Annotated in this window: 20 protein-coding genes; all 20 read left to right on the top strand. The window is 41.9% G+C overall.

What is annotated here, in order from left to right; genetic code table 11:
* Window positions 1–52: 52 nt before the first annotated feature.
* The 20 genes from pnp (at window position 53) to pgsA (ending at window position 23,286) form a co-directional block, all read left to right on the top strand.
* On the top strand, window positions 53–2,173 hold the full coding sequence (pnp, locus tag FILTAD_RS11365) for a polyribonucleotide nucleotidyltransferase (protein WP_203229699.1): 2,121 nt from the start codon (window positions 53–55) through the stop codon (window positions 2,171–2,173).
* A gap of 95 nt (window positions 2,174–2,268) precedes the next feature.
* Entirely contained in the window at window positions 2,269–3,516 is a 1,248-nt protein-coding gene (locus FILTAD_RS11360; protein ID WP_124070878.1) for a M16 family metallopeptidase, read from the top strand.
* Between the two features lie 69 nt (window positions 3,517–3,585).
* Complete coding sequence (locus FILTAD_RS11355; RefSeq protein ID WP_124070877.1) at window positions 3,586–3,858, top strand: YlmC/YmxH family sporulation protein; 273 nt, start codon at window positions 3,586–3,588, stop codon at window positions 3,856–3,858.
* Window positions 3,845–4,624 carry a hypothetical protein gene (locus tag FILTAD_RS11350; RefSeq protein ID WP_124070876.1) on the top strand — a complete coding sequence of 260 codons (780 nt, stop codon included), beginning with the start codon at window positions 3,845–3,847 and terminating at the stop codon, window positions 4,622–4,624. The genes FILTAD_RS11355 and FILTAD_RS11350 overlap by 14 nt, the downstream gene beginning before the upstream one ends.
* 13 nt (window positions 4,625–4,637) lie before the next feature.
* Window positions 4,638–5,228 carry a dipicolinate synthase subunit B gene (locus tag FILTAD_RS11345; protein ID WP_124070875.1) on the top strand — a complete coding sequence of 197 codons (591 nt, stop codon included), beginning with the start codon at window positions 4,638–4,640 and terminating at the stop codon, window positions 5,226–5,228.
* Window positions 5,229–5,304: 76 nt separating this feature from the next.
* Window positions 5,305–6,330, top strand: a complete 1,026-nt coding sequence (locus FILTAD_RS11340) for an aspartate-semialdehyde dehydrogenase (protein WP_124070874.1) — start codon at window positions 5,305–5,307, stop codon at window positions 6,328–6,330.
* A 35-nt stretch (window positions 6,331–6,365) separates the two neighbouring features.
* Window positions 6,366–7,259, top strand: coding sequence for a 4-hydroxy-tetrahydrodipicolinate synthase (gene dapA, locus FILTAD_RS11335; RefSeq protein ID WP_124070873.1), 894 nt, complete (start codon window positions 6,366–6,368; stop codon window positions 7,257–7,259).
* Window positions 7,260–7,513: 254 nt separating this feature from the next.
* Window positions 7,514–9,181 carry a ribonuclease J gene (locus FILTAD_RS11330; RefSeq protein ID WP_124070872.1) on the top strand — a complete coding sequence of 556 codons (1,668 nt, stop codon included), beginning with the start codon at window positions 7,514–7,516 and terminating at the stop codon, window positions 9,179–9,181.
* Between the two features lie 77 nt (window positions 9,182–9,258).
* Window positions 9,259–11,583: a DNA translocase FtsK gene (locus FILTAD_RS11325; protein ID WP_415579185.1), complete on the top strand. Its 2,325-nt coding sequence runs from the start codon at window positions 9,259–9,261 to the stop codon at window positions 11,581–11,583.
* 158 nt (window positions 11,584–11,741) lie between these two features.
* Entirely contained in the window at window positions 11,742–12,470 is a 729-nt protein-coding gene (locus tag FILTAD_RS11320) for a GntR family transcriptional regulator (protein WP_124070870.1), read from the top strand.
* A gap of 50 nt (window positions 12,471–12,520) precedes the next feature.
* On the top strand, window positions 12,521–13,591 hold the full coding sequence (locus FILTAD_RS11315) for a BMP family lipoprotein (protein ID WP_124070869.1): 1,071 nt from the start codon (window positions 12,521–12,523) through the stop codon (window positions 13,589–13,591).
* Window positions 13,592–13,737: 146 nt separating this feature from the next.
* Window positions 13,738–15,309, top strand: a complete 1,572-nt coding sequence (locus FILTAD_RS11310) for an ABC transporter ATP-binding protein (protein ID WP_124070868.1) — start codon at window positions 13,738–13,740, stop codon at window positions 15,307–15,309.
* The gene (locus FILTAD_RS11305; RefSeq protein ID WP_124070867.1) at window positions 15,299–16,345 is read left to right on the top strand and encodes an ABC transporter permease; all 1,047 of its coding nucleotides are present in this window, start codon (window positions 15,299–15,301) and stop codon (window positions 16,343–16,345) included. Before FILTAD_RS11310 ends, FILTAD_RS11305 begins: the two co-directional genes overlap by 11 nt.
* A gap of 1 nt (window position 16,346) precedes the next feature.
* Window positions 16,347–17,312 (top strand): ABC transporter permease, encoded by a 966-nt coding sequence (locus tag FILTAD_RS11300; RefSeq protein ID WP_124070866.1) that lies wholly within the window; start codon window positions 16,347–16,349, stop codon window positions 17,310–17,312.
* Window positions 17,313–17,523: 211 nt separating this feature from the next.
* Window positions 17,524–18,798, top strand: a complete 1,275-nt coding sequence (gene yfmF, locus FILTAD_RS11295) for an EF-P 5-aminopentanol modification-associated protein YfmF (RefSeq protein ID WP_124070865.1) — start codon at window positions 17,524–17,526, stop codon at window positions 18,796–18,798.
* Window position 18,799: 1 nt separating this feature from the next.
* A complete protein-coding gene (yfmH, locus tag FILTAD_RS11290; protein WP_124070864.1) occupies window positions 18,800–20,098 on the top strand; it encodes an EF-P 5-aminopentanol modification-associated protein YfmH in 1,299 nt (432 codons plus the stop codon).
* The gene (ymfI, locus tag FILTAD_RS11285; RefSeq protein WP_124070863.1) at window positions 20,095–20,829 is read left to right on the top strand and encodes an elongation factor P 5-aminopentanone reductase; all 735 of its coding nucleotides are present in this window, start codon (window positions 20,095–20,097) and stop codon (window positions 20,827–20,829) included. Before yfmH ends, ymfI begins: the two co-directional genes overlap by 4 nt.
* A gap of 135 nt (window positions 20,830–20,964) precedes the next feature.
* Window positions 20,965–21,762 carry a YmfK family protein gene (locus FILTAD_RS11280; protein WP_124070862.1) on the top strand — a complete coding sequence of 266 codons (798 nt, stop codon included), beginning with the start codon at window positions 20,965–20,967 and terminating at the stop codon, window positions 21,760–21,762.
* Between the two features lie 16 nt (window positions 21,763–21,778).
* Window positions 21,779–22,660: a helix-turn-helix domain-containing protein gene (locus FILTAD_RS11275; protein WP_160117607.1), complete on the top strand. Its 882-nt coding sequence runs from the start codon at window positions 21,779–21,781 to the stop codon at window positions 22,658–22,660.
* Between the two features lie 47 nt (window positions 22,661–22,707).
* Window positions 22,708–23,286, top strand: coding sequence for a CDP-diacylglycerol--glycerol-3-phosphate 3-phosphatidyltransferase (gene pgsA / locus FILTAD_RS11270; protein ID WP_124070860.1), 579 nt, complete (start codon window positions 22,708–22,710; stop codon window positions 23,284–23,286).
* Window positions 23,287–23,291 lie beyond the last annotated feature (5 nt).

The raw sequence follows: 23,291 nt of genomic DNA, 5'->3' as shown, positions 1-23,291 counted from the left end.
TAATACATACAACGTATGCAGTTTAGGCTGGAATATGGAGAGGGGTTCAATAATGACAGGTAAAAAAGTATATACACTTGATTGGGCAGGAAGACCGTTAACGATTGAAGTTGGTCAACTTGCAAAACAAGCTAACGGAGCAGCACTTGTACGCTATGGCGATACATCAATACTTTCAACAGCAACGGCTTCAAAAAATTCGAGGGGACTAGACTTCTTCCCGCTTACAGTAAATTATGAAGAACGTATGTATGCTGTCGGGAAGATTCCAGGTGGTTTTCTTAAACGTGAAGGAAGACCTTCAGATAAGGCAGTTTTAACGAGCCGTCTGATTGACCGTCCAATTCGTCCGCTATTTGCCGATGGTTTCCGTAATGATGTACAAGTCATCTCAATGGTACTATCGGTCGATCAGGATTGCACATCCGAAATGGCTGCGATGCTTGGTTCTTCACTTGCATTATCCATTTCAGATATTCCGTTTGAAGGACCGATTGCGGGTGTTCAAATTGGACGCATCAACGGCCAATTCGTTGTGAATCCGACACCGGCACAATTGGAACAAAGTGATCTTGACTTAGTTGTCGCAGGGACCAAAGATGCTATCAACATGGTTGAAGCAGGGGCTAAAGAAGTAGCAGAAGATGTCGTTTTGGAAGCAATTATGTTTGGACATACGGAAATCATTAAACTCATTGAATTCCAAGAGATGATTGTTGCTGAAGTCGGCAAAGAAAAAATGGAAATTGAACTCTTCAAACTTGACGAAACACTTATGAACGACATAAAAAATAGTTGTGAAACGAATCTTATCAACGCGATTCAAACACAGGAAAAGCATGCGCGTGAAGATGCGATTAATGCAGTGAAAAAAGAAGTAGTCGACCGCTATAAAGAAAACGAAGCGGACGAAACGACAATGAAACAAGTGAAAGGTATATTGGATCAAATCGTTAAAGAAGAAGTCCGTCGCCTTATTACTGACGAGAAAATCCGTCCCGATGGTCGTGGACTGGAAGAAATTCGCCCACTAGCATCGGAAGTCGGAATCCTTCCACGTACGCACGGTTCAGGGCTATTTACACGTGGTCAGACACAAGCACTCAGTATTTGTACACTAGGTGCACTCGGTGAAGTGCAAATTATCGATGGTCTTGGCCTGGAGGAAACAAAACGCTTCATGCATCATTACAACTTCCCGAACTTCAGTGTTGGGGAAACAGGTCCAATCCGCGGACCGGGACGTCGAGAAATCGGTCACGGTGCACTAGGTGAACGTGCGCTTTCGGCAGTTCTTCCAAATGACACAAACTTCCCTTACACAATCCGCCTTGTAGCGGAAGTATTGGAATCGAATGGTTCATCTTCACAGGCTTCCATTTGTGCTTCGACAATGGCAATGATGGACGCGGGTGTACCGCTAAAAGCGCCAGTTGCGGGTATTGCAATGGGCCTTGTGAAAAAAGGGGAAAACTACTCTGTTCTTTCCGACATACAAGGAATGGAAGACCATCTCGGCGATATGGACTTTAAAGTAGCGGGTACTGAAAACGGTATTACCGCACTTCAAATGGATATTAAAATCGAAGGTCTATCCCGTCAAATTTTAGAAGAAGCATTGGCACAAGCTAAAATTGGCCGTTTAAAAATCTTGAATCACATGATTACTGCAATTGCAGAACCGCGTACGGAGCTTTCTGCATACGCGCCGAAAATTATTGTCATCAAAATCAATCCTGACAAAATCCGCGACGTCATTGGACCAGGCGGAAAAGTTATCAATAAAATCATTGAAGAGACAAGTGTTAAAATCGATACAGAGCAAGACGGTACGATTTATATCTCTTCGCCAAATAACGATATGAACAACAAAGCGAAAGCAATGATTGAAAATATCGTTCGCGAAGCTAAAGTTGGCGAATATTACATGGCAAAAGTGAAGCGTATTGAGAAATTCGGTGCATTCCTTGAACTGTTCCCAGGTAAAGACGGGCTTCTTCATATTTCTGAAATTGCCGAAGAGCGTACGAAAGCAGTAGAAGACGTTCTGAAAATGGGCGAGGAAATGTTCGTCAAAGTAATTGAAATTGATAACCAAGGACGTGTAAACCTTTCACGTAAAACAGTTATTCTTGAAGAAAAAGAAAAAGCTGCTAAAAACGAAACTAAATAATATACGTATCTAATTTCGGGATGGAAAGCCTCTCTTCACTTCATGTGAAATCGGAGGCTTTTTGTTCTTTTTAGTGTATTAGGGGGATTCATTCAATGATAAACAAATACATATGCAATAATGGCGTTCGTATCGTCCATGAAAGGATGCCGCATGTCCGTTCGTTGGCACTGGGTATATGGGTGGAAGCGGGGTCCAGTGACGAGCATCCACAGGAAGCAGGAATCGCTCATTTCATCGAACATATGCTATTCAAAGGAACCGCCGCAAGAAGCGCACGGACCATTGCAGAAGAGTTTGACCGTTTAGGTGGCGACATCAATGCTTTCACTTCAAAAGAGGTGACATGCATCTATACGACAGTATTAGGTCACCATGCACCTCTTGCGCTAAAAATATTGGCGGATATGTTTTTCAATTCCTTATTCGATGACAACGAAATGAGCAAGGAGAAATCAGTTATTCTTGACGAAATAGCATCTGTCGAAGATACACCGGATGACGATGTCGATGAAAGGTTATGGCAGGTCATGTATCCGTCACACCCAATCGGTAAACCAGTATTGGGTAATGAACAGACCATCGAGACATTCGATAAAGAAATGATTGCTGCTTTTATGGAACGCTTATATACCCCTGATCGGCTAGTCATCTCGATTGCAGGTGATTACGATGATTCGCTAATCGGGCTAATCGAAGAACTGTTTGGAACGTTTAAGAGCGAGAATATACAAAGACAGCTTGCCGATAGCAAACATCCCGAGTTTCAAAGTGGTGTTACTATGAAAACCAAAGACATCGAGCAAGCGCATATTTGTATCGGATTCCCAGCGCTAACAGTGAAAGACGCGCGAGTTCACAACCTTATCCTATTGGATAGCATACTTGGGGGCGCTATGTCGTCTAGGTTATTTCAAGAAGTCCGTGAAGAGCGGGGACTTGCCTATTCCATCTATTCGTATTATTCATCATACCGGACCGCTGGTTCATTCATCATTTATGGTGGGTCAGCCCCGGAAAATGCACCGGAACTGATTGATACGATTGATCGGGTAATTGATTCAATTCTTGAATCGGGTATTACAAAGAGTGAGTTACACAATGCTAAAGAGCAATTAAAGGGCGGTTTCCTGCTTGGCCTTGAAAGCTCTGAATCCAGAATGCACCGCAATGGAAAAAATGAGCTAATGCTAAACGAACATAAAACTATTGACGGAGTCGTTGCACTTATCGATGCAGTAGATGCGATGGGGATACATGAACTTGCAAAAGAAATTCTTTCCGGACAACGGGCCATTTCTATCATTGCACCCGAAAAAGCAATCAATCAAATGGATTTTTAACAACAATAAAAGTAAGCTTTCCGGGCTTTCATTCATATGATGGAAGAGATGTAGGAAAGGGGAATTGTAATGCTGCTATCAGAACTTGCGCAAAAAGAGCTTATTCAAGTGGAAGATGGAATTAGATACGGCTATCTTGCTGATACTGACCTTATTTTTAATGGTAAAACGGGTGACATTGTTGGATTTGAAATAAGGAAGAAATTTGGTCGATTTTCATTTCGTAATCGACAAGAAAAGTCAGAAGAGTTTATCCCGTGGAATGAAATTGTGTTAATTGGTGAACACCGTATCTTATTTGGAAAAACAGTAAGTATGGATGAGCTTGATGAATTTGATTGATGAAAAATGGCTCTTCATTGGAGCGGACAAACGGATAGCTGCCTGTAGCAAGATTTTGGAGAAAAGGGGCTATGAGACCTATCATTTAGAGACAAATCAGTACACGGAGGAACTTGGCAATCGTATAGTGGAACTAGCACCCCATCATATTGTGTTTCCAGTACTCCAAATGGATGGCATGATTCCGTGCGAGTTCATAAGGGAAGATGCGCAACTGTATGTGGGAAGGACTACCGACGAATGGCTCGAGCCGTTCAAGCAAGCTGATTTTAAGATTCACACGTATCTTAAAGACGATCCATTCATCTGGGTCAATGCACGATTAACGGCAGAGGCATTTGTCCATGAATACTATTCACGCGAGAAACGAAGCATTGCCGGAAACCAATTCTTGGTCGCAGGTTTTGGTAAAGTGGGAAAAATGACAGCATATGTCCTGTCGCAGCTCGGTTCGGAAGTGACGATACTCGCTCGTTCAAATACACAACTTGGAGAAGCTGATGCTTTAGGCTACGATATATTGGAATTAAGGAACGATTTTGATTTAATGGAAGGGAATCTTGTCAACACGATACCTGCACCCTGGCTTACACTGAAGAAGGATGCACAAATAAACGTTTTTGACCTCGCTTCAGCGCCCGGTTGCCTAACGGAAGGGAATTCATCTGAATACTATACAGTACTCCTCGGATTACCGGGAAAACACTTTCCCATCGATGCTGCAACTGCTCTGGCAGATGTACTCGAGAGGATGTATAGAAGATGAAAGGGGAAATTGAATGCTAAAAGGAAAGCGAATAGGGCTTGGTATTACAGCTTCGCATTGTACGTATGAAGCAATCATCCCGGTCATTGACTCGTTGAAAGATGCAGGTGCGACCGTCGTGCCTGTTATTACTCATTCTGTGTTGACCGCGGCCACTCGGTTTGGAACGGGAGAAGAGTGGATCCAAAGAATAGAAGCGGCGACAGGCGAAAAAGTCATTTCCACAATTGTTAGCGCAGAACCATTTGGACCAACAAATCCTGTCGATTGTATGATAATTGCGCCGATGACTGGTAATTCAATCAGTCGTTTTGCCAATGCTTCGACGGATTCACCAGTGTTAATGGCAGCAAAAGCAACATTGCGTAATGGGAGTCCAGTCCTTCTAGGAATTTCGACAAACGATGCACTTGGTTTGAATGCCGCAAATATTATGAAACTACTCAATATGAAAAATGTTTTTTTCATACCTTTCGGGCAGGACGATCCGTTCAACAAACCGAACTCTCTTATCTCTGATTTCACACTAATGGTACCCGCGGCAGCTGCAGCACTTGAAAAGTCACAACTTCAACCATTATTAATAATTCACGAAAAAGAATGAAAAGTTCCAACAGAAAGTTCTGGAATGTGATATAATTTCTCCAACATCCGCTAAGATAGCTGAAAGGGAGATAGAGATGACTACAAAAAGTGTTGCAATCGTTGGTGCGACGGGAGCCGTTGGTAAGAAAATACTTGAAAAACTGCTTGAGCGCAATTTTCCTGTGCAATCTATTAAACTGCTTGCGTCTAGTAGATCTGCCGGCAAAGAAATTATAGTGGGTGGCAATACGTATACTGTCGAAGAAACAGTACCCGAGTCTTTTGACGGGGTTGACCTTGCATTTTTTAGTGCTGGAGGCAATATCTCGAAAATGTTTGCACAGGAGGCTGTGACTAGGGGAGCAGTTGTCATTGATAATACAAGCGCATTTCGGATGACAGAACATATCCCACTTGTTGTTCCAGAAGTGAATGAGCATGCATTACAAAATCATACAGGTATAATTGCGAATCCCAATTGCTCGACAATCCAAATGGTTACAGCTCTTCAACCACTCCGTGAAAAGTTTGGGATGAAGCGTATAATTGTGTCGACATATCAAGCGGTGTCGGGAGCGGGAGCGGAAGCGATTGCTGAACTTCAAAGCCAAAGTGGGCAGTTTGCTGACCGAGCGGATAGCGAAGCCTCTATCCTCCCATCCGCTGGGGCTTCAAAGCATTATCCGATTGCTTTTAATGCCATCCCTCAAATAGATTCATTCGATTCTTCGGGATATACATTAGAAGAATTGAAAATGATAAATGAAACAAAAAAAATTTTTGGTGATGATGATTTACATGTTTCGGCGACTTGTGTTCGCCTTCCAGTCGTAACGGGCCATTCCGAGTCGGTTTATATTGAAATCGGCAAAGTTGGTATAACGGCAGAAGATATCCGCGAGGCGCTGGTTGGAGCGCCTGGTATAGTCGTTCAAGACGATCCATCAACACAGTCTTATCCAATGCCTTTATTCGCGGAAGGTGAAGACGATGTGTTCGTCGGCCGAATTCGAAAAGATCCTGATCATCCTGCGGGTTTCCATTTATGGATTGTAGCGGATAACTTGCTAAAAGGTGCTGCGTTGAATTCTATACAAATCGCCGAAAGTCTTATTCGTTAAAGAAGGTAATAGATTACAGTAAAGGGCTGATTTTAATGGAACTTGGACAGATATCGACAGCTATGGTCACACCTTATTCAACAGCGGGAGACATCGATTATGATAAAACAGCCAAACTGGTGGAACATTTAATTGCGAATGGAACAGATTCATTGGTCGTTTGTGGGACGACCGGTGAATCACCTACCCTCTCTGCGGCTGAAAAAGAAGCGTTACTATCATTTACGATTGAAACAGTTAATAAGCGTATCCCAGTCATTGCGGGAACGGGAACATTTTCGACTAAAGAAACGGTCATGCTAACGAAAATGGCTGAGCGTGTGGGTTCTGATGGTATTATGCTCGTTGCCCCTTACTACAATAAGCCCGATCAGAAAGGGATGTTCGCACACTTTTCGCATGTCGCTGCGGAAACAAAGCTGCCTGTGATGTTGTATAATATTCCGGGACGATCTGCTGTAAATATGTTGCCGGAGACGCTCATTGCGTTATCCAAAATACCAAATATACGGGCTGTCAAAGAGGCAAGTGGAAGTCTTGACCAAATGGTAGACATTATTTCGGGGACGGATAATGGGTTTGCCCTGTACAGTGGAGATGACGCACTGACACTTCCAGCTCTTGCGATAGGTGCGAAAGGCGTTGTATCCGTTGCATCCCATGTTGCGGGCAACGAGATGCAACAGATGGTGAACGCATTCAAAGAAGGGCGGACGGATCAAGCCGCACGCATGCATAGAGCTTTACTTCCGCTATTCCATGGATTATTCGCTGCACCAAATCCCGTACTTGTAAAATATGCATTGGAAAAAGTGGGGATTCACACAGGCGGTGTCCGATTACCGTTAACCGATTTTGGAAGTGAAGGAAATATCCCTTTCGATGAAGTATGGGAAAGCTATAAAAAGACCGATCATCTATTTAAATAATCTGAGCCGGCATCGATTGCCGGCTTTTTTTGTTTGTGCAGATAGGACATGTCCCGTATAATGGGACATAGACGTTGGGGACGGAAATTTTTAACTAACATGAGTTTAAAAAAGTATGGGGAAAATAGTTGGTGGTTTTAAGGAGAGTGGTATATTTTGTTACTACTTCACGTGGTAGATTGAAGATATCCACCTTTTTGAACGACAACTATTCCATTTCCCTTTTCGGACATTCAGCAATAGGAGGAAAAAAAGTGATTAAACCAAAAAACGAAGTAGTTAGAGTGATCCCTCTCGGAGGAGTAGGGGAAGTCGGAAAAGCGATGTACGTTGTCGAAATAGATGAAGAATTGTTCATTGTCGATGCGGGTCTTATGTTTCCGGAAAGTGAAATGCTAGGCATTGACATTGTTATTCCCGATTTATCTTACATTGAAGAAAATAAACACCGCGTTAAAGGGATCTTCCTTACGCATGGTCATGAAGATGCGATTGGTTCAATTGCGTACCTTTTACAAAAAGTACAAGCACCCGTATATGGGTCGAAATTGACAATTGCTCTTGCGAAAGAACATTTAAAGGAAATGCCGGCACCCTCTTCAGTCAAGTTCTTTGAAGTGACGAACAAAAGCCGTATGAATTTTGCTCGCACGTACGTTACATTTTTCCATACAACGCATAGCATTCCAGATTCATTGGGTATTGTATTCCATACAAGTGAAGGTGCGATTGTGCATACGGGAGAATTTAAATTCGACCAATCTGCCAAAGGGAAATATCGACCGGACATTTCGAAAATGGCGGCACTTGGCGAAGAAGGGGTATTCATCCTTATGTCGGATTCATCGGAAGCGGAGCGCCCAGGATACACAACATCAGAATCAGTTATTGAAACGGGCCTTTCTACAACATTCCACCGAGCGGAAGGACGTATTCTTGTCGCATTATATGCTTCGAACTTTATCCGAATCCAACAAGTATTCGACAAGGCATTGGAAACTGGTAAAAAAGTGGCGGTTGTCGGAAAAAGTCTGGAAAGCTACTTCGAAGTCGGCTTGAAACTTGGCTATTTGTCGGTTGATGAGGAAATCGTAATACCTGTGAAAGAAGTCGGTAAATACGACGATGACAAAATTGTAATTATCGTAACGGGTAATAAAGGTGAGCCACTTGATGCGCTTAGTAAAATTGTGAAGAAATACCATAAAGATATACGCATAAAAGAGTCGGATACAGTGTTAATCACCTTCACACCTTCACCTGGTATGGAAGTATCGATGTTCCAAACGATGAATGAACTCGCTAAAGCAGGCGCAACTCTTCTAACATCCACCAAAAATGTCCATGTATCCGGACATGGTAGTCAAGAAGATTTGAAGATGATGTTGAATCTAATGCAACCTGATTATTTCATACCGATTCAAGGTGAATACCGGATGTTGATTGCACATTCAAAACTTGCACAAGAAACTGGACTTCAAAAGTCGCAAGTATTCATCGCGGATAAAGGGGATATTGTTGAATTTAAAAACAATAAAATGCGTATGAGCGGCCGCGTTCAAGCGGGTAATGTACTAATTGATGGTATCGGGGTAGGAGATGTCGGGAATATCGTTTTACGTGACCGGAAACTTCTATCACAAGATGGTATCTTCACGGTCGTTGTAACGTTGAATCGTAAACAAAAACGTATTGCAGCAGGGCCTGAAATTGTATCACGTGGTTTCGTTTATGTACGTGAGTCTGAGGAGCTTTTTGAAGAGTCTAGGAGGCTTGTCACAAAAATTGTAGAGAAATATGTGAATAAAGAGACGTTCGAATGGACAAACATTAAACAAGAGATTAGAGACACGCTTAGTTCTTATTTATATCAACAAACGAAGAGAAGACCGATGATTATTCCAATAATCATGGAATATTAAAGGGTATTCAAGTACCATCCAAGGATTTCCTTGCCGTCTGTACGGTGGGAAATCCTTTTTTGTAAAGGAGGGATATTGTGTCAAAAAAGTCCAAAAAAAAGAGACGTAAATCCACCGCAAAGAAAAAAGGTTCGTCCGACTTGAATCCGTTATTATACGAGGTGATCGGTCTTGCAATGATCGGTCTTGCCGTTATTATTATTTTTGAGTTCGGTGTGGCTGGCAGAAGTCTATCTTCAGTTTCACGATTCATATTCGGAAACTGGCATGGTGCAGTTCCACTGTTACTTATTATACAAGCGCTTATGTTTATGATTAAACAAAAAATGGGTGGTTGGAAAAATCGTATCTTCATCGGTAGTTTGTTCATTCTTGCGGGTCTCGTGTTATTTAGTCATGTCCATTTATTCAAAGAGCTATATGAAAGCAGAGTATTAATGACCAATTCTGTTCTCAAAGAAACGTGGAAGGTGCTAATTTTAAATGACGGAATTGCGTCAAGAAGCGGTGCGCTTGGCGGAGGAATGATTGGTGCAGTGTTGTTTGCAATGTTCCATGCATTATTCGACTCGGCTGGCGCAACAGTTGCAGGAGTTCTATTGTTCTTAATCGGCTTTATTCTATTAACTGGAAAAGCACTCGTACCCTATATTGTAGAACGTTTTCCAAAACTGATTGAATCGACAAAAGAACTGTTTACAAGAAAAGAAAAACCCGAAAGTGATCCACCCGATACGCCCAGAAAGACCCGTTCGAAGAAAAAAGCATCAGAACCTGCTACAGAGCCGCAACGGGATGCGGTTATACCGGAACCGGACTATGAAGAAATTGTATCCCAGCCAATCATTTCCGCTTTTACTGAACGAATTGATGAGCCATCCAACGATGAGCAAGACGCTGTAGTGGAAGAGGTTGTTGAAAGTACTGGAGAAATTGTCACATATACCGGTGTAACAGGAGAAGAAGAGAATGAATCATATATCTTACCTCCTGCGCATCTACTAAAACAGACACCCCATAATGATCAAACGGAAGAATACAATTCTATTCAAGCAAATGCACAGAAATTGGAGCGGACATTTCTTAGTTTCGGTGTTAAGGCGAAAGTAACACAAGTGCATCTCGGACCAGCCGTTACGAAATATGAAATACTTCCCGACACGGGAGTGAAAGTGAGTCGCATCGTTAGTTTGGCAGATGACATAGCGCTAGCCCTAGCTGCAAGTGGTATCCGGATTGAAGCACCCATACCCGGGAAATCCGCAATCGGTATCGAAGTGCCGAACAATTCAGTTGCTGTCGTTAGTCTGCGCGAAGTCATTGAAGCAAAAGAAAATAATCGACCAGATTCAAAACTAATGATATCACTCGGACGTGACGTGACAGGTCAAGCGATGCTTGCGGAACTGAACAAGATGCCACACGTTTTAATTGCGGGTTCAACAGGAAGTGGTAAAAGTGTCTGTATTAATGGGATCATCGTAAGTATTTTACTCCGTGCAAAACCACACGAAGTGAAAATGATGATGATTGATCCTAAAATGGTCGAGCTGAATGTATATAATGGGGTTCCCCATCTTTTAGCTCCTGTAGTAACAGACCCACGTAAAGCATCAATCGCATTGAAAAAAGTTGTCTCCGAAATGGAAAGGCGCTATGAACTCTTTTCACATACAGGTACACGAAATATCGAAGGGTACAATGATCATATCGAAGTATGGAACGAAGAGAATGATGAAAAACATCCGCGCATGCCGTATATAGTCGTCATTGTTGACGAGCTTGCGGATTTAATGATGGTTGCATCCAGTGATGTGGAAGACTCTATAACCCGACTTGCTCAAATGGCAAGGGCTGCAGGAATTCATCTGATAATCGCTACACAAAGACCAAGTGTCGATGTTATCACAGGCATTATAAAAGCGAATATCCCATCACGCATTGCATTCGCTGTTTCTTCAGCAATTGATTCCAGAACGATACTAGACAGTGGGGGGGCAGAAAAGCTACTCGGTAGAGGCGATATGCTCTTCCTTCCTGCTGGTAAGTCAAAACCCGTCAGAATACAAGGGGCTTTTGTATCGGATAGCGAGGTGGAAGCGGTTGTGGACTTTGTTATTGAACAACAAAAGGCACAGTATCAGGAAGAAATGATTCCTTCTGATATTGAAGAAGTTAAACCTCATGAGGAAACGGACGAGCTTTATGATGATGCGGTTCAGCTTGTCACGGAATTGCAGACAGCATCTGTTTCAATGTTACAGCGTCGTTTTCGAGTTGGTTATTCAAGGGCAGCTAGAATTGTTGACCAGATGGAAGCACGTGGTGTCGTTGGGCCGCCTGAAGGAAGTAAACCGCGACAAGTGCTTATTAGTAGGGATGATTCGGACATACATCCTTAAAAGAACAGCAGAATAGGTACATTTCAGCAGTTTAAACAAACATTAATCTATTTTTTTTTAGAACTGTTGTTTATTTTCGAAGTTGAAAGTGATATAGTATGGATGATTAGTAGTGATGTTCAACATCAGAGGTCTGACCTCGTCAGGGGGGAGATGATGTGATGGTAAAGACGGATCAAAGACATTTATATGTACAGGTGATTGAACGGCTGAAACAAGACATTGAATCGGGTGTGTTCAAAGAGAACGAACGGTTTCCTTCAGAGTTCGACCTTGCAAGATCACTCGGTGTTAGCCGGGCAACACTACGAGAAGCTTTACGAGTGCTTGAAGAAGATAAAGTCATCGTACGAAAACACGGTGTTGGAACTTTTGTGAATCCAAAACCGTTATTTTCTTCAGGTATCGAACACTTGTCAAGCGTGTCTTCTATGATTCGGGATGCAGGAATGGAGCCGGGCACTATTTTCATGGATGTTTCGGAAACAGAACCTTGCGATGAAAATGCTGCGCGTTTTGATTGCAGTGATGAAGATCGAATAACCACAATTAAGCGAGTAAGGACAGCAGACGGTGAGCCAGTTGTCTACTGTATCGATCAAGTACTTTCAAAAAATCTTCCTTTAGGGGTAGAAAGACTAGTGAGTGATTCCCTATTCGACGCGATTGAAAAGTCGGGGGAAATCCGGATTGATCAAGCGGTAACACATATTGAACCAGTTGGGTATGATGATGTGGCCTCACCCATTCTTCGATGCGGTGTTGATGTTCCGTTACTTGTTCTTCTACAACAACACTACAGTGAGGAAGGCGAAATGGTTCTTTACTCGAAAAATTATTTCAGGGCTGATAAATTCAGCTTTCATGTTGTCCGAAAAAGGGTATAAGACGCTAAAGCGTCATACTAATAAAAAAGTAAAAAGGGGAGGTTCCAACAATGAGCAAACGCAAATTTGGTCTTGCACTATCAATGGTTCTGGCAGCGGGAACAATACTTGGGGCATGTGGAACAGATAAAGACAAGGGTGATTCAAGCTCGAAAGGCGATGCGGATAAAGAAAGCTTCTCAATCGCGATGGTAACGGATACGGGTGGAGTTGACGATAAATCGTTCAATCAATCCGCTTGGAAAGGTATCAAAGAATATGGTGCAGCACATGATCTTAAAAAAGGCGATGGTGGATTTGATTATCTACAATCATCAGAAGCTGCTGATTATGCACCGAACCTTAACAAACTAGTTCAACGTGAGTTTGATCTCATTTACGGAATTGGTTTCCTAATGAAAGATGCAATCGAAGAGATTGCTACACAACGTAAAGATACTCATTTTGCACTTGTAGACGAAGTTTCGGATCTTCCGAACGTTGCAAGCATCATGTTTAAAGAACAAGAAGGTGCATTCCTAGCAGGAGTTGCAGCTGCTAAAATGACGAAAAGTGATAAAATTGGATTTGTCGGCGGCATGAAAATTCCGGTAATCGAACGTTTTGAAGCAGGTTTTGTTGCAGGAGTTGCAGCAGTAAAACCTGATCTTGAAGTTGATATACAATATACAGGCGACTTTGCAAAAGCTGAACTTGGTAAAGCGGCTGCAAACCGTATGTATTCTTCAGGCGTAGATATTATTTTCCATGCGGCTGGTGGTTCAGGTAATGGTGTGTTTGCTGAAGCAAAAGAACGTAAAAAAGCAGATGCAAATGCAAATGTATGGGTAATTGGTGTTGACTCTGACCAGTACGAAGAAGGCCAGGTCGGCGATGATAATATCACGTTGACTTCTATGCTTAAACGTGTAGATAATGCAGTTAAAGAAGTAGCTGAATTGGCTGCTAAGGGCGAATTCCCAGGCGGAGAAGTGAAAACTTTCGGTCTTCATGATGACGGTGTAGCACTTGCTGATTCTCGTGGCGCAATTCCAGAAGATGTTCTTGCTGAGATCGATGAATTCGCTAAGAAAATTTCCGAAGGCGAAATTGAAGTTCCAGAATTTGTGAAAAAGAAATAATACCTTAGTTTTATGAATCATGAAGGCCGGGTTCTTTGCGGTCTTCATGATTTACATTTAATTTGATAGAAGAAAAGATTCCAAGCACGGATTCTTTTCTTGTGTTAATTTAATCATACATACGCTTTAACAAGGGAGTGAGCCCAATGGAATATGTAATTGAAATGCTGAACATTCGAAAGGAATTCGGTAATTTTGTTGCGAATGACAATATTACGCTTCAGTTAAAGGAAGGCGAAATTCATGCACTCTTAGGTGAAAACGGTGCTGGGAAATCTACGCTAATGAACGTACTCTTCGGACTTTACCAACCGGATGGCGGAGAAATTCGTGTTCGTGGTAAAACTGCGGCGATTACTGATCCTAATGTAGCAAATAATCTAGGTATTGGAATGGTTCACCAACATTTCATGCTTGTTGAAAATTTAACAGTTACTGAAAATATCATTCTCGGAAACGAACCTAAGAAAATGGGTATGATAAATGTCAAGGCGGCCGCGAAAAAAGTAGCAGAAATTTCGAAGCTATATGGCCTTGATGTGGATCCTTATGCAAAAATCGAGGATATTTCGGTCGGTATGCAGCAACGTGTGGAAATATTGAAAACGCTTTATCGTGGAGCAGAGATTCTTATTTTTGATGAGCCGACAGCATCTTTAACGCCACAGGAAATTAGTGAATTGATGGCCATTATGAAAAAACTTATTCTAGAAGGTAAGTCTATTATTATCATTACACATAAATTGCAAGAAATTATGGATGTATCCGACCGTGTAACGGTTATTCGTAAAGGGCAGGGAATCGGAACGGTTATTACAGCCGAATCGAATCCGGAAGAACTCGCGACATTAATGGTAGGACGTCAAGTGACCTTTAAAACTGAAAAAACACCTTCCAATCCAACGGAAGAAGTTCTTCGTGTCGAAAATCTAGTAGTGGAAGATTACCGCGGAATTCCAAAGGTGAAAGGATTGAATCTCTCTGTTCGAAAAGGGGAAATTGTTGGGATCGCAGGAATTGACGGTAACGGGCAAACTGAATTGATTGAAGCGATTACGGGCCTTCGAAAGGTGAAGAGCGGAAGAGTCATTATCGATAACAAAGATGTCACAGGAAAAAAACCACGCCAAATTACAGAAACTGGTGTAGGCCATATACCGCAGGATAGGCATAAGCATGGATTGGTGCTCGATTTTTCTGTCGGGTACAACGCGGCGCTACAAACCTATTACCAAAAGCCTAATTCCAAAAATGGCATTATGAATTATAAAGTGATTTCCGAGAAGGCAAAAGAAATTATTGATATGTTTGATGTCCGGACGCAAGGTGAACATGAGCCTGCTAGAGCCCTATCAGGTGGTAATCAGCAAAAGCTAATTATTGGCCGTGAAGTGGACCGCAATCCAGATTTGCTCATAGCAGCACTTCCAACACGTGGTCTTGATGTGGGTGCGATTGAATTTATCCATAAAAGACTCATTGAACAACGGGATAATGGAAAAGCCGTTTTACTTTTATCATTCGAACTTGATGAAGTTATGAATGTTTCAGATCGAATTGCAGTGATATATGATGGTGAAATCGTAGATACCGTCGTTCCATCCGAAACGAGTGAGCAAGAACTAGGCCTGCTGATGGCGGGTCACACAAAAGATGAGATGCCTATTGTAGTAGAAGAAGTTGGATTGAAAGAAGGTGGCGATCACCATGTCAAATAGATTCATTAACATTTTGGTGCCCGTCGTATCGATAATTTTAGGTTTAATCGTCGGTGCAATCGTTATGGTGTTCAGCGGATATGATCCTATAAAAGCATATATTGCATTATGGAATGGTATTTTTGGCAGTCCTTATGCAATGGGTGAAACAATAAGACAAATTAGCCCATACATTTTAGCAGGTCTAGCAGTTGCATTCGCATTTCGTACGGGTCTTTTCAACATCGGAGTTGAAGGACAACTGATTGTTGGTTGGTTTGCAGCTGCATACATTGGTATGGCGGTTGAACTTCCTGCAATCATCCATTTACCACTTGCGTTACTAGCAGCAGCTGTCGCGGGTGCGCTATGGGGACTTATTCCTGGTATTTTGAAAGCAAGATTCGGAGTTCACGAAGTTATTGTCACGATTATGATGAACTATATTGCACTTCATACAGTAAATGCATTAATTAAATCAATATCCGGCGGCAGTTATAAAACGGAAAAAATCCATGAGACTGCATCTCTTCGTTCAGAGTTTCTTTCCAACTTGACAGACTTTTCAACATTGCATTATGGAATCTTGGTAGCACTTGCAATGGTAATTGTTATGTGGTTCATCCTGGAGAAAACAAAAACCGGTTTTGAATTGAAATCTGTAGGGTTCAACGACCAGGCTTCACAGTATGCTGGTATGAATGTTAAAAAGAACATTGTGTTATCGATGCTCATTTCTGGGGCATTCGCAGGTCTTGGTGGTGCAATGGAAGCGCTAGGGACATTCGGTAACATTGTTTCGAGAAGTGCGTTTACCGGTATTGGATTTGACGGAATTGCCGTTGCATTACTAGGTGCGAACACGCCGCTTGGGGTTGTTTTTGGGGCATCTCTGTTTGGTTCATTAACATACGGTGCCGGCAATATGCCAAACGAAGCTGGAGTGCCTATAGAGATCGTTTCTATTGTTATTGCACTCATCATTCTATTTGTTGCTTCAGGATATATTATTCGAGTCGTCCTGAGTAAGATGAGCAAGAAAAAGGAGGCAAAGTGAGATGAATCTATTGGACTTTTTATATTTTATTGTTCCGATGACAATCGCTTATGCTGCGCCTCTTATTTTGACGGCAATTGGTGGGGTATTTTCCGAGAGATCAGGAGTTGTTAATATCGGTCTCGAAGGGCTCATGGTTATGGGTGCTTTCATAGGGATTCTGTTTAACTTATTTTACGCAGATACATTTGGCGCTTGGACGCCTTGGCTTGCCCTTATCGTAGCAATGATTGTGTCTGCACTATTCTCAATCATCCATGCTGTAGCATCCATTACGTTCAGAGCAGACCAAGTCGTCTCAGGTGTTGCCATTAATATGCTTGGTATTGCAATCGCATTATTTTCTGTGAAAATGATTTTTGACAAAGGACAGACGGATTTCATCCAACGGAGTATCCCGTTAATTGATATTCCCTACTTGTCAGATATTCCATTCCTAGGACCTTTACTTTTCGAAGGACTTTACGGTTCATCGATTTTAGCGATTGCCGTTGCCTTCCTTGCATGGTTCATCATTTACAAGACACCATTTGGACTGCGACTCCGATCAGTAGGAGAGCATCCAATGGCAGCGGATACAATGGGGATTAATGTATCCAAAATCCGTTATATAGCCGTTATTATTTCGGGCGGGCTTGCTGGTATCGGTGGTGCGATTTATTCACAAACGATGACAGGTGATTTCGGACATGCGACAATCAATGGCCAAGGGTTCATGGCGTTGGCTGCGTTAATCTTTGGTAAATGGCATCCAATCGGTGCGATGGGAGCAGCATTATTCTTTGGTTTTGCACAAGCACTTGCAATTAGTGCACCAGGAATTGATATTGACTTCATCCAAAAGATTCCAACTGTATATTTCCATATTTTGCCTTACGTTCTAACGATTCTTGCATTAGCTGGGTTCATCGGAAGAGCAAATGCTCCGAAAGCAAATGGAGAACCGTATATTAAAGGGAATCGTTAAATTTTCTTGAAAAGATTAAGCTGTCCGGAAAGTCTGCAATAGTGGGCTTCGGACAGTTTTTTTGTCCCCCGGTTCTGAACAAGACAACATTGGGGCAATATGATAAAAGAGCATTTCACGAAGGTGTTAAGCGTTTTGTTGCCTATTTTGCTCGCTGGAATGTATAGTGAGGGAAGGATTCCGCATATTAACAAAAACAAGAGGTGTTTACATGTTCAGAAAAGTGAAGTTACAAGAAGGTGTCACGTTATACATTCGTAAATCAGAACAATTCAAAACGGTCAATTTCTCTCTTAAGTGGAAATCAAAACTTGAAGCTAAAACGGCAGCTGCACGAGCTGTACTTGCAAATGTCCTACAAGACTCAAATGGACGGTATCGTACCCAAAGTGATTTCCGCAATGCACTAGATGAACTTTACGGTGCGGTGCTGTATACCGATGCGGGAAAGCGAAGCAACACACATATCGTTTCGCTACAGGCAGAGTGGGTGAACGATGCGTATATAAGTGAAGATGGTGTGCTTGATGAAGTACTAGGGCTGCTCCGTACGACTATTTTTGAGCCGAACCTCGTCAATGGGAAGTTTGAAGAGTCCATTGTTAATCGGGAAAAACGTTCTGTGAAAGAGAGGATCCGCTCTGTTTATGATGACAAATCACGCTATGCGCAAAAACGCATGCTTGAATTGTTGCGACCGAATAGTGCTGTTTCAACATCTGCATATGGGACCGAGGAAGCAATTGACGCGCTAACACCAGATACACTCTTCACCACATATGAAAAAATGTTAGCCGAAGACGAAATCAATATTTACATCGTTGGTGATATAAATGAAGATTCACTAATTGAAAAAGTTACATCGCTATTCCCGTTTGCATCGAGAACGATAAGTGAACGCGACCCTGAAGTATCGGATGCCAAGGATGGAAAAGAAGAGGTCCGCCATGTTCGTGAAAAACAAGATATGCGCCAAGGTAAACTTCATATGGGCTTCAGTACGCCCATTACTTTCCATCATCCCGATTATGCAAAAATGCAAGTGGCAAATGGTGTCTTTGGTGGGTACGCACATAGTAAATTATTCATGAACGTTCGTGAAAAAGAAAGTATGGCTTATTATGCATCGAGTTCCTATTCTTCGCATTATGGATTAGTTTATGTAACAGCAGGCATTGACGCGGAGCTCGAAGAAAAAGCAGTCAATCTTATCAATGAGCAACTACAGGTTTTACAACAAGGTGATATTACAGATCTTGAGCTTGAACAAACGAAAGCACTACTTGGCAACGGCATTAAAAGCGCATTCGATTCAGCCCGCGGGCAAATTGAAGTATATGATCAATACAAAGCACTGGACGAAGACTTTACAGCAGAAAAACTGATTTCCGGATGGGATGCAGTAACCAAAGAGGATGTTCAAGCAATGGCTTCTGAAATTGTTTTGGAAATTGTTTATCTGCTATCCGGAAAGGAGGCCATTTAATATGAAAAAAATTCATTTCGAAGACTTACAAGAAACATTGTACAATGAAAAGCTCGACAATGGTCTCGAGGTTTATATTTTACCAAAACGGGGATTCTCAAAAACATTTGTAACGTTCACAACAAAATACGGTTCAATCGACCGTACCTTTATCCCAATGGGGAAACAAGAAGAAGTAACTGTTCCGGATGGCATCGCCCATTTTCTTGAACATAAAATGTTTGAAAAAGAGGACGGCGACGTATTCCAGAAGTTCAGTGTAAAAGGCGCTTCAGCAAATGCATATACGTCATTCACAAGGACAGCTTACTTGTTTTCCGCGACGGAAAAGTTATATGACAACACAGAAATCCTCCTTGATTTTGTACAGGAGCCCTATTTCACTGAAAAGACCGTCGAAAAAGAAAAAGGAATTATAGCCCAGGAGATTACGATGTATGATGATCAGCCCGATTGGCGCCTCTATTTCGGGACAATTGAAAACCTTTTCCATGAACATCCAGTAAAAATAGATATAGCCGGTACTGTCGAATCGATTCAGGATATCACAGCAGAACATTTATATGAATGTTATGGAACATTTTATCATCCTTCCAACATGGTGCTATTTGTTGTCGGAGCAGTAGATCCGGAAGAAATGATGGCTTTCATCAAAAAAAATCAAGGGGCAAAAGAGTTTGATGAGCCTACTGAAATCATTCGAAAGTATCCAGAAGAACCAGCGACGGCTGCAGTCAGTGAGCGCACACTCAAAATGGATGTTTCGAAACCGAAGTTAAATATCGGCATGAAATGCAATGCAACAGATATTGAAGGTGAAAAAATACTCATACATGAATTAGCAGCAGGTCTTGTGATGGATAGTTTGTTTGGCAGATCATCCGATTTCTATACAGCTGCATATGATGAAGGGCTTATTGACGAGTCGTTCTCGTATGACTTTACAATGGAAGAAGGATTTGGTTTTGCCATGGTTGGTTCGGATACGGAAAATCCCGAAAGGCTCGAATCGGCTATCAAAAAAACCATTCAACATGCACGTGAAGCATGGCCAATTACGGATACTGAACTTAATCGGATGCGAAAAAAGAAAATCGGTCAATTTATGCGTTCTTTAAATTCACCTGAATTTATCGCAAATCAGTTTACACATTACGCTTTTAACGGCGTAAATCTATTCGATGTTGTGCCAACACTTGAAAAGCTGACAATTTCTCAGTTGGAAGATGCTTTTAGAACGTTTTCTGATGAAAGCGGACATACTGTCTTCAAAATTGTTTCGGAAGAAAAACGACAATGACTGATCGTGGCTACTGCGTTGTTCTCGGTGCTTCGGGTGGAATCGGAGAAGCGATAGCCCGGCATCTCGGTGCAAACGGGTGGTCGCTGTATATTCATTACAATGCTAATTTAGCAAATGCATTGCGTTTGCAAAAGGAACTTCAAGTCATGTATCCTCAATCAGATTTTAAATTAGTTCAAGCTGATTTTAGTGTTATTGACGGGGCAGAGATTCTTGCTAAGCAAGTTCGTCATGTCGGTGCTATTGTTATAGCAAATGGCCAATCAATGCTCAAACTGTTGACTGATACATCACTTACAGATATGGATGCGTTGTGGAAAGTACATGTTCAAAATCCTGCACATTTCATCAGTATTGTTTCATCCCAATTACGGCGATTTAAGAAGTCGTATGTTGTCTTCATCGGGTCAATCTGGGGTAGCACGGGAGCAGCAGGGGAAGTCATGTATTCAACTGTGAAAGGAGCCCAACATGCATTTGTGAAAGCGTATGCGAAAGAAGCGGCCTATTCTGGAGTTCGCGTAAATGCGATTGCTCCCGGATGGATTGAAACACGCATGAATAGTGAAATCTCGATTGAGGACCAGAAGATGGTAATCGATGCAATTCCGCTTATGTCCACAGGAACGCCCGCCCATATTGCTGACGCAGTCTCTTTTTTGCTAAGTGGACAGGCAGACTATATGACGGGTGAAGTGATGAATATAAACGGCGGCTGGTATATTTGAATCCATTTGGAAAAAGGGGAAAGAGTCCTCTTTTTCTATTTTCCTTTTCTTAACGACTTTAATCCGTTATTATAGAACTAAGTTGCTTTTTGTACGTCTTATACATGAAGGTGTGAATATAAAGGGGTGTAACGAATGGGTGAATGGTATCTTGAGTACGAAATTCAAGTGAACCGTCCAGGTCTTCTCGGAGATATTTCTACACTACTTGGGATGCTACGTGTGAACATTGTAACGATAAATGGCGTTGATGGTGGTCATCGTGGGATGCTTCTGCGGACGGAAAATGATGATCAGATTAAGCGTTTTGAACTGATTGCCTCTACAATGGAAATGATCCAAGTGAAGAAAATCCGCGAACCGAAACTACGTGATAGACTTGCGGTACGTCATGGACGATACATTCAACGGGATGCTGACGATCGGAAAACTTTCAGATTTCTTCGGAGCGAGCTGGGCATTCTTGTTGACTTCATGGCAGAGATATTCAAGCAAGAAGGTCATAAACTGATTGGCATACGGGGAATGCCACGTGTAGGTAAAACAGAGTCTGTTGTTGCAGCTAGTGTCTGTGCAAATAAGAAATGGCTTTTCCTTTCATCGACGATGATTAAACAGACAGTTCGAAGCAATTTAATGGGTGATGAGTTTTCGGAAAATAATATTTTCATACTAGATGGAATTGTGACACGCCGGGCGGAGGATGAACGTCATCTTCAACTTGTAAGAGAAATGATGCGAATGCCGTCTATAAAAGTGGTGGAACATCCGGATATGTTTGTACAACATTCCGAGTACGATATCGGAGACTTTGATTATATTATAGAATTACGGACAGACCCCGATCAAGAAATTACATATGAAATGATGGAAAAAAACCATATGATGTCCAACCCGGGGACGATGGGTGGATCGGGCTTATTTAATTTTTGATAGGCAGGTGTTTTTGGTGACCGGATTAGGTGATCGTCTAAAAGAGGCGAGAACGGCTAAAGGTTTTACTTTAGAAGATTTACAAACAATAACAAAAATACAGAAACGGTACCTTTCCGGTATCGAGAACGAAGATTACAGTATGATGCCGGGTTCTTTTTATGTCCGTGCATTTATCAAACAGTATGCAGAAGCGGTAGGGTTAGACTCTGATGAAATGCTGTCCATGTATAAAAATACATCCTCGGATGCTTTGCCGGAAGCAGAAACTGGACAGTTAACCTCGACAACATTAACGCGCAAACGTGGACTTAGCAACAGCAACAGATTGAATGAGATAATGCCGAAAATAATTGTTGCATTATTTATCATCGTTATTATTGTCGTCGTCTGGGTGTTGTGGCAAAAGACATCCTCAACGAAACCGATGGATGACCTCGAAACTGAACAGACAATTACACTGGACAATAAAAAGCCGGATTCTAGTAAAACAGATGGTAATCCTGCAGAAGATGAAGATGAATCAGTAGAAGAGCCGGAAACAGAAACAGAAACAGAGCCCGATAAAGTTGAGCAATCACTTGTTCATGAGGGTATGACGGGTGAAACAGCAACGTATACGCTAACGGATGCAGATGCGTTTCTTCTTGAAATAAAGACAAGCGACGATTCATGGATAGGCGTACGAGACAGCTCACAACAAGAACGGTTACCTAATGGTGCGCGCGTCTTGAAAGCGGGAGAGTCTGTTGAAGTGGATGTGAGTGATTCAACATCAGCTAGAATCCGTGTAGGACGTACACAGTCTACTGAGATTTACGTAAATGGTGAGTTGTTGGATTATGAATCGGATTTAGTTACACAAAATATTATGATTGAATACAAAAAAGGTCAATAGTCATCTATTTTAGATGACTATTTTCTTTGAAAGGAAAGGTGTTACGATTGAATTTACCAAATAAGATAACGGTTTCACGTGTTTTACTTATTCCAGTATTTATGGTTTTCATGCTCGTCGATTTTGGTTTTGGAAGTGTGGCAATCGGTGGAACTGTAATCACCATGGAACACTTGATAGGTGGACTTATTTTTATTATTGCTTCAATTACTGATTGGCTAGACGGTTATATAGCTCGAAAGAATGGACTAGTGACGAATTTAGGGAAATTCTTGGATCCGCTCGCAGATAAATTGCTCGTTTCAGCCGCATTTATTATTCTTGTTGAATTTGGTGTGGCACCTTCCTGGATTGTTATCGTTATCATTAGTCGGGAATTTGCAGTAACTGGGCTTCGACTGATACTGGCAGGTGGTGGTGAAGTCGTAGCGGCAAACCAATTAGGGAAATTAAAGACAGTTGCACAGATACTGGCCATTGTCTCACTGCTCCTTAATAATATATTTTTCGAGTCGATTGGCGTACCATTCGGCATGATTATGCTATACGTTGCACTTATCTTCACAATTTGGTCGGGAGTAGATTACTTTTATAAGAACAGACGTGTACTACTAGATTCAATGTAAGGGGA

It is taken from the genome of Filibacter tadaridae (assembly GCF_900609045.1).
Classification (GTDB): domain Bacteria; phylum Bacillota; class Bacilli; order Bacillales_A; family Planococcaceae; genus Sporosarcina; species Sporosarcina tadaridae.
Note: the sequence above shows the minus strand (reverse complement) of the source record. Positions and strands in the feature narration are given on the sequence as shown.

Excerpts from the sequence above, each read along its gene's own strand:
- pnp (WP_203229699.1), top strand. The coding sequence starts at position 53 with ATGACAGGTAAAAAAGTATATACACTTGATTGGGCAGGAAGACCGTTA.
- FILTAD_RS11360 (WP_124070878.1), top strand. The coding sequence starts at position 2,269 with ATGATAAACAAATACATATGCAATAATGGCGTTCGTATCGTCCATGAA.
- FILTAD_RS11355 (WP_124070877.1), top strand. The coding sequence starts at position 3,586 with ATGCTGCTATCAGAACTTGCGCAAAAAGAGCTTATTCAAGTGGAAGAT.
- FILTAD_RS11350 (WP_124070876.1), top strand. The coding sequence starts at position 3,845 with ATGAATTTGATTGATGAAAAATGGCTCTTCATTGGAGCGGACAAACGG.
- FILTAD_RS11345 (WP_124070875.1), top strand. The coding sequence starts at position 4,638 with ATGCTAAAAGGAAAGCGAATAGGGCTTGGTATTACAGCTTCGCATTGT.
- FILTAD_RS11340 (WP_124070874.1), top strand. The coding sequence starts at position 5,305 with ATGACTACAAAAAGTGTTGCAATCGTTGGTGCGACGGGAGCCGTTGGT.
- dapA (WP_124070873.1), top strand. The coding sequence starts at position 6,366 with ATGGAACTTGGACAGATATCGACAGCTATGGTCACACCTTATTCAACA.
- FILTAD_RS11315 (WP_124070869.1), top strand. The coding sequence starts at position 12,521 with ATGAGCAAACGCAAATTTGGTCTTGCACTATCAATGGTTCTGGCAGCG.
- FILTAD_RS11310 (WP_124070868.1), top strand. The coding sequence starts at position 13,738 with ATGGAATATGTAATTGAAATGCTGAACATTCGAAAGGAATTCGGTAAT.
- FILTAD_RS11305 (WP_124070867.1), top strand. The coding sequence starts at position 15,299 with ATGTCAAATAGATTCATTAACATTTTGGTGCCCGTCGTATCGATAATT.
- FILTAD_RS11300 (WP_124070866.1), top strand. The coding sequence starts at position 16,347 with ATGAATCTATTGGACTTTTTATATTTTATTGTTCCGATGACAATCGCT.
- yfmF (WP_124070865.1), top strand. The coding sequence starts at position 17,524 with ATGTTCAGAAAAGTGAAGTTACAAGAAGGTGTCACGTTATACATTCGT.
- yfmH (WP_124070864.1), top strand. The coding sequence starts at position 18,800 with ATGAAAAAAATTCATTTCGAAGACTTACAAGAAACATTGTACAATGAA.
- ymfI (WP_124070863.1), top strand. The coding sequence starts at position 20,095 with ATGACTGATCGTGGCTACTGCGTTGTTCTCGGTGCTTCGGGTGGAATC.
- FILTAD_RS11280 (WP_124070862.1), top strand. The coding sequence starts at position 20,965 with ATGGGTGAATGGTATCTTGAGTACGAAATTCAAGTGAACCGTCCAGGT.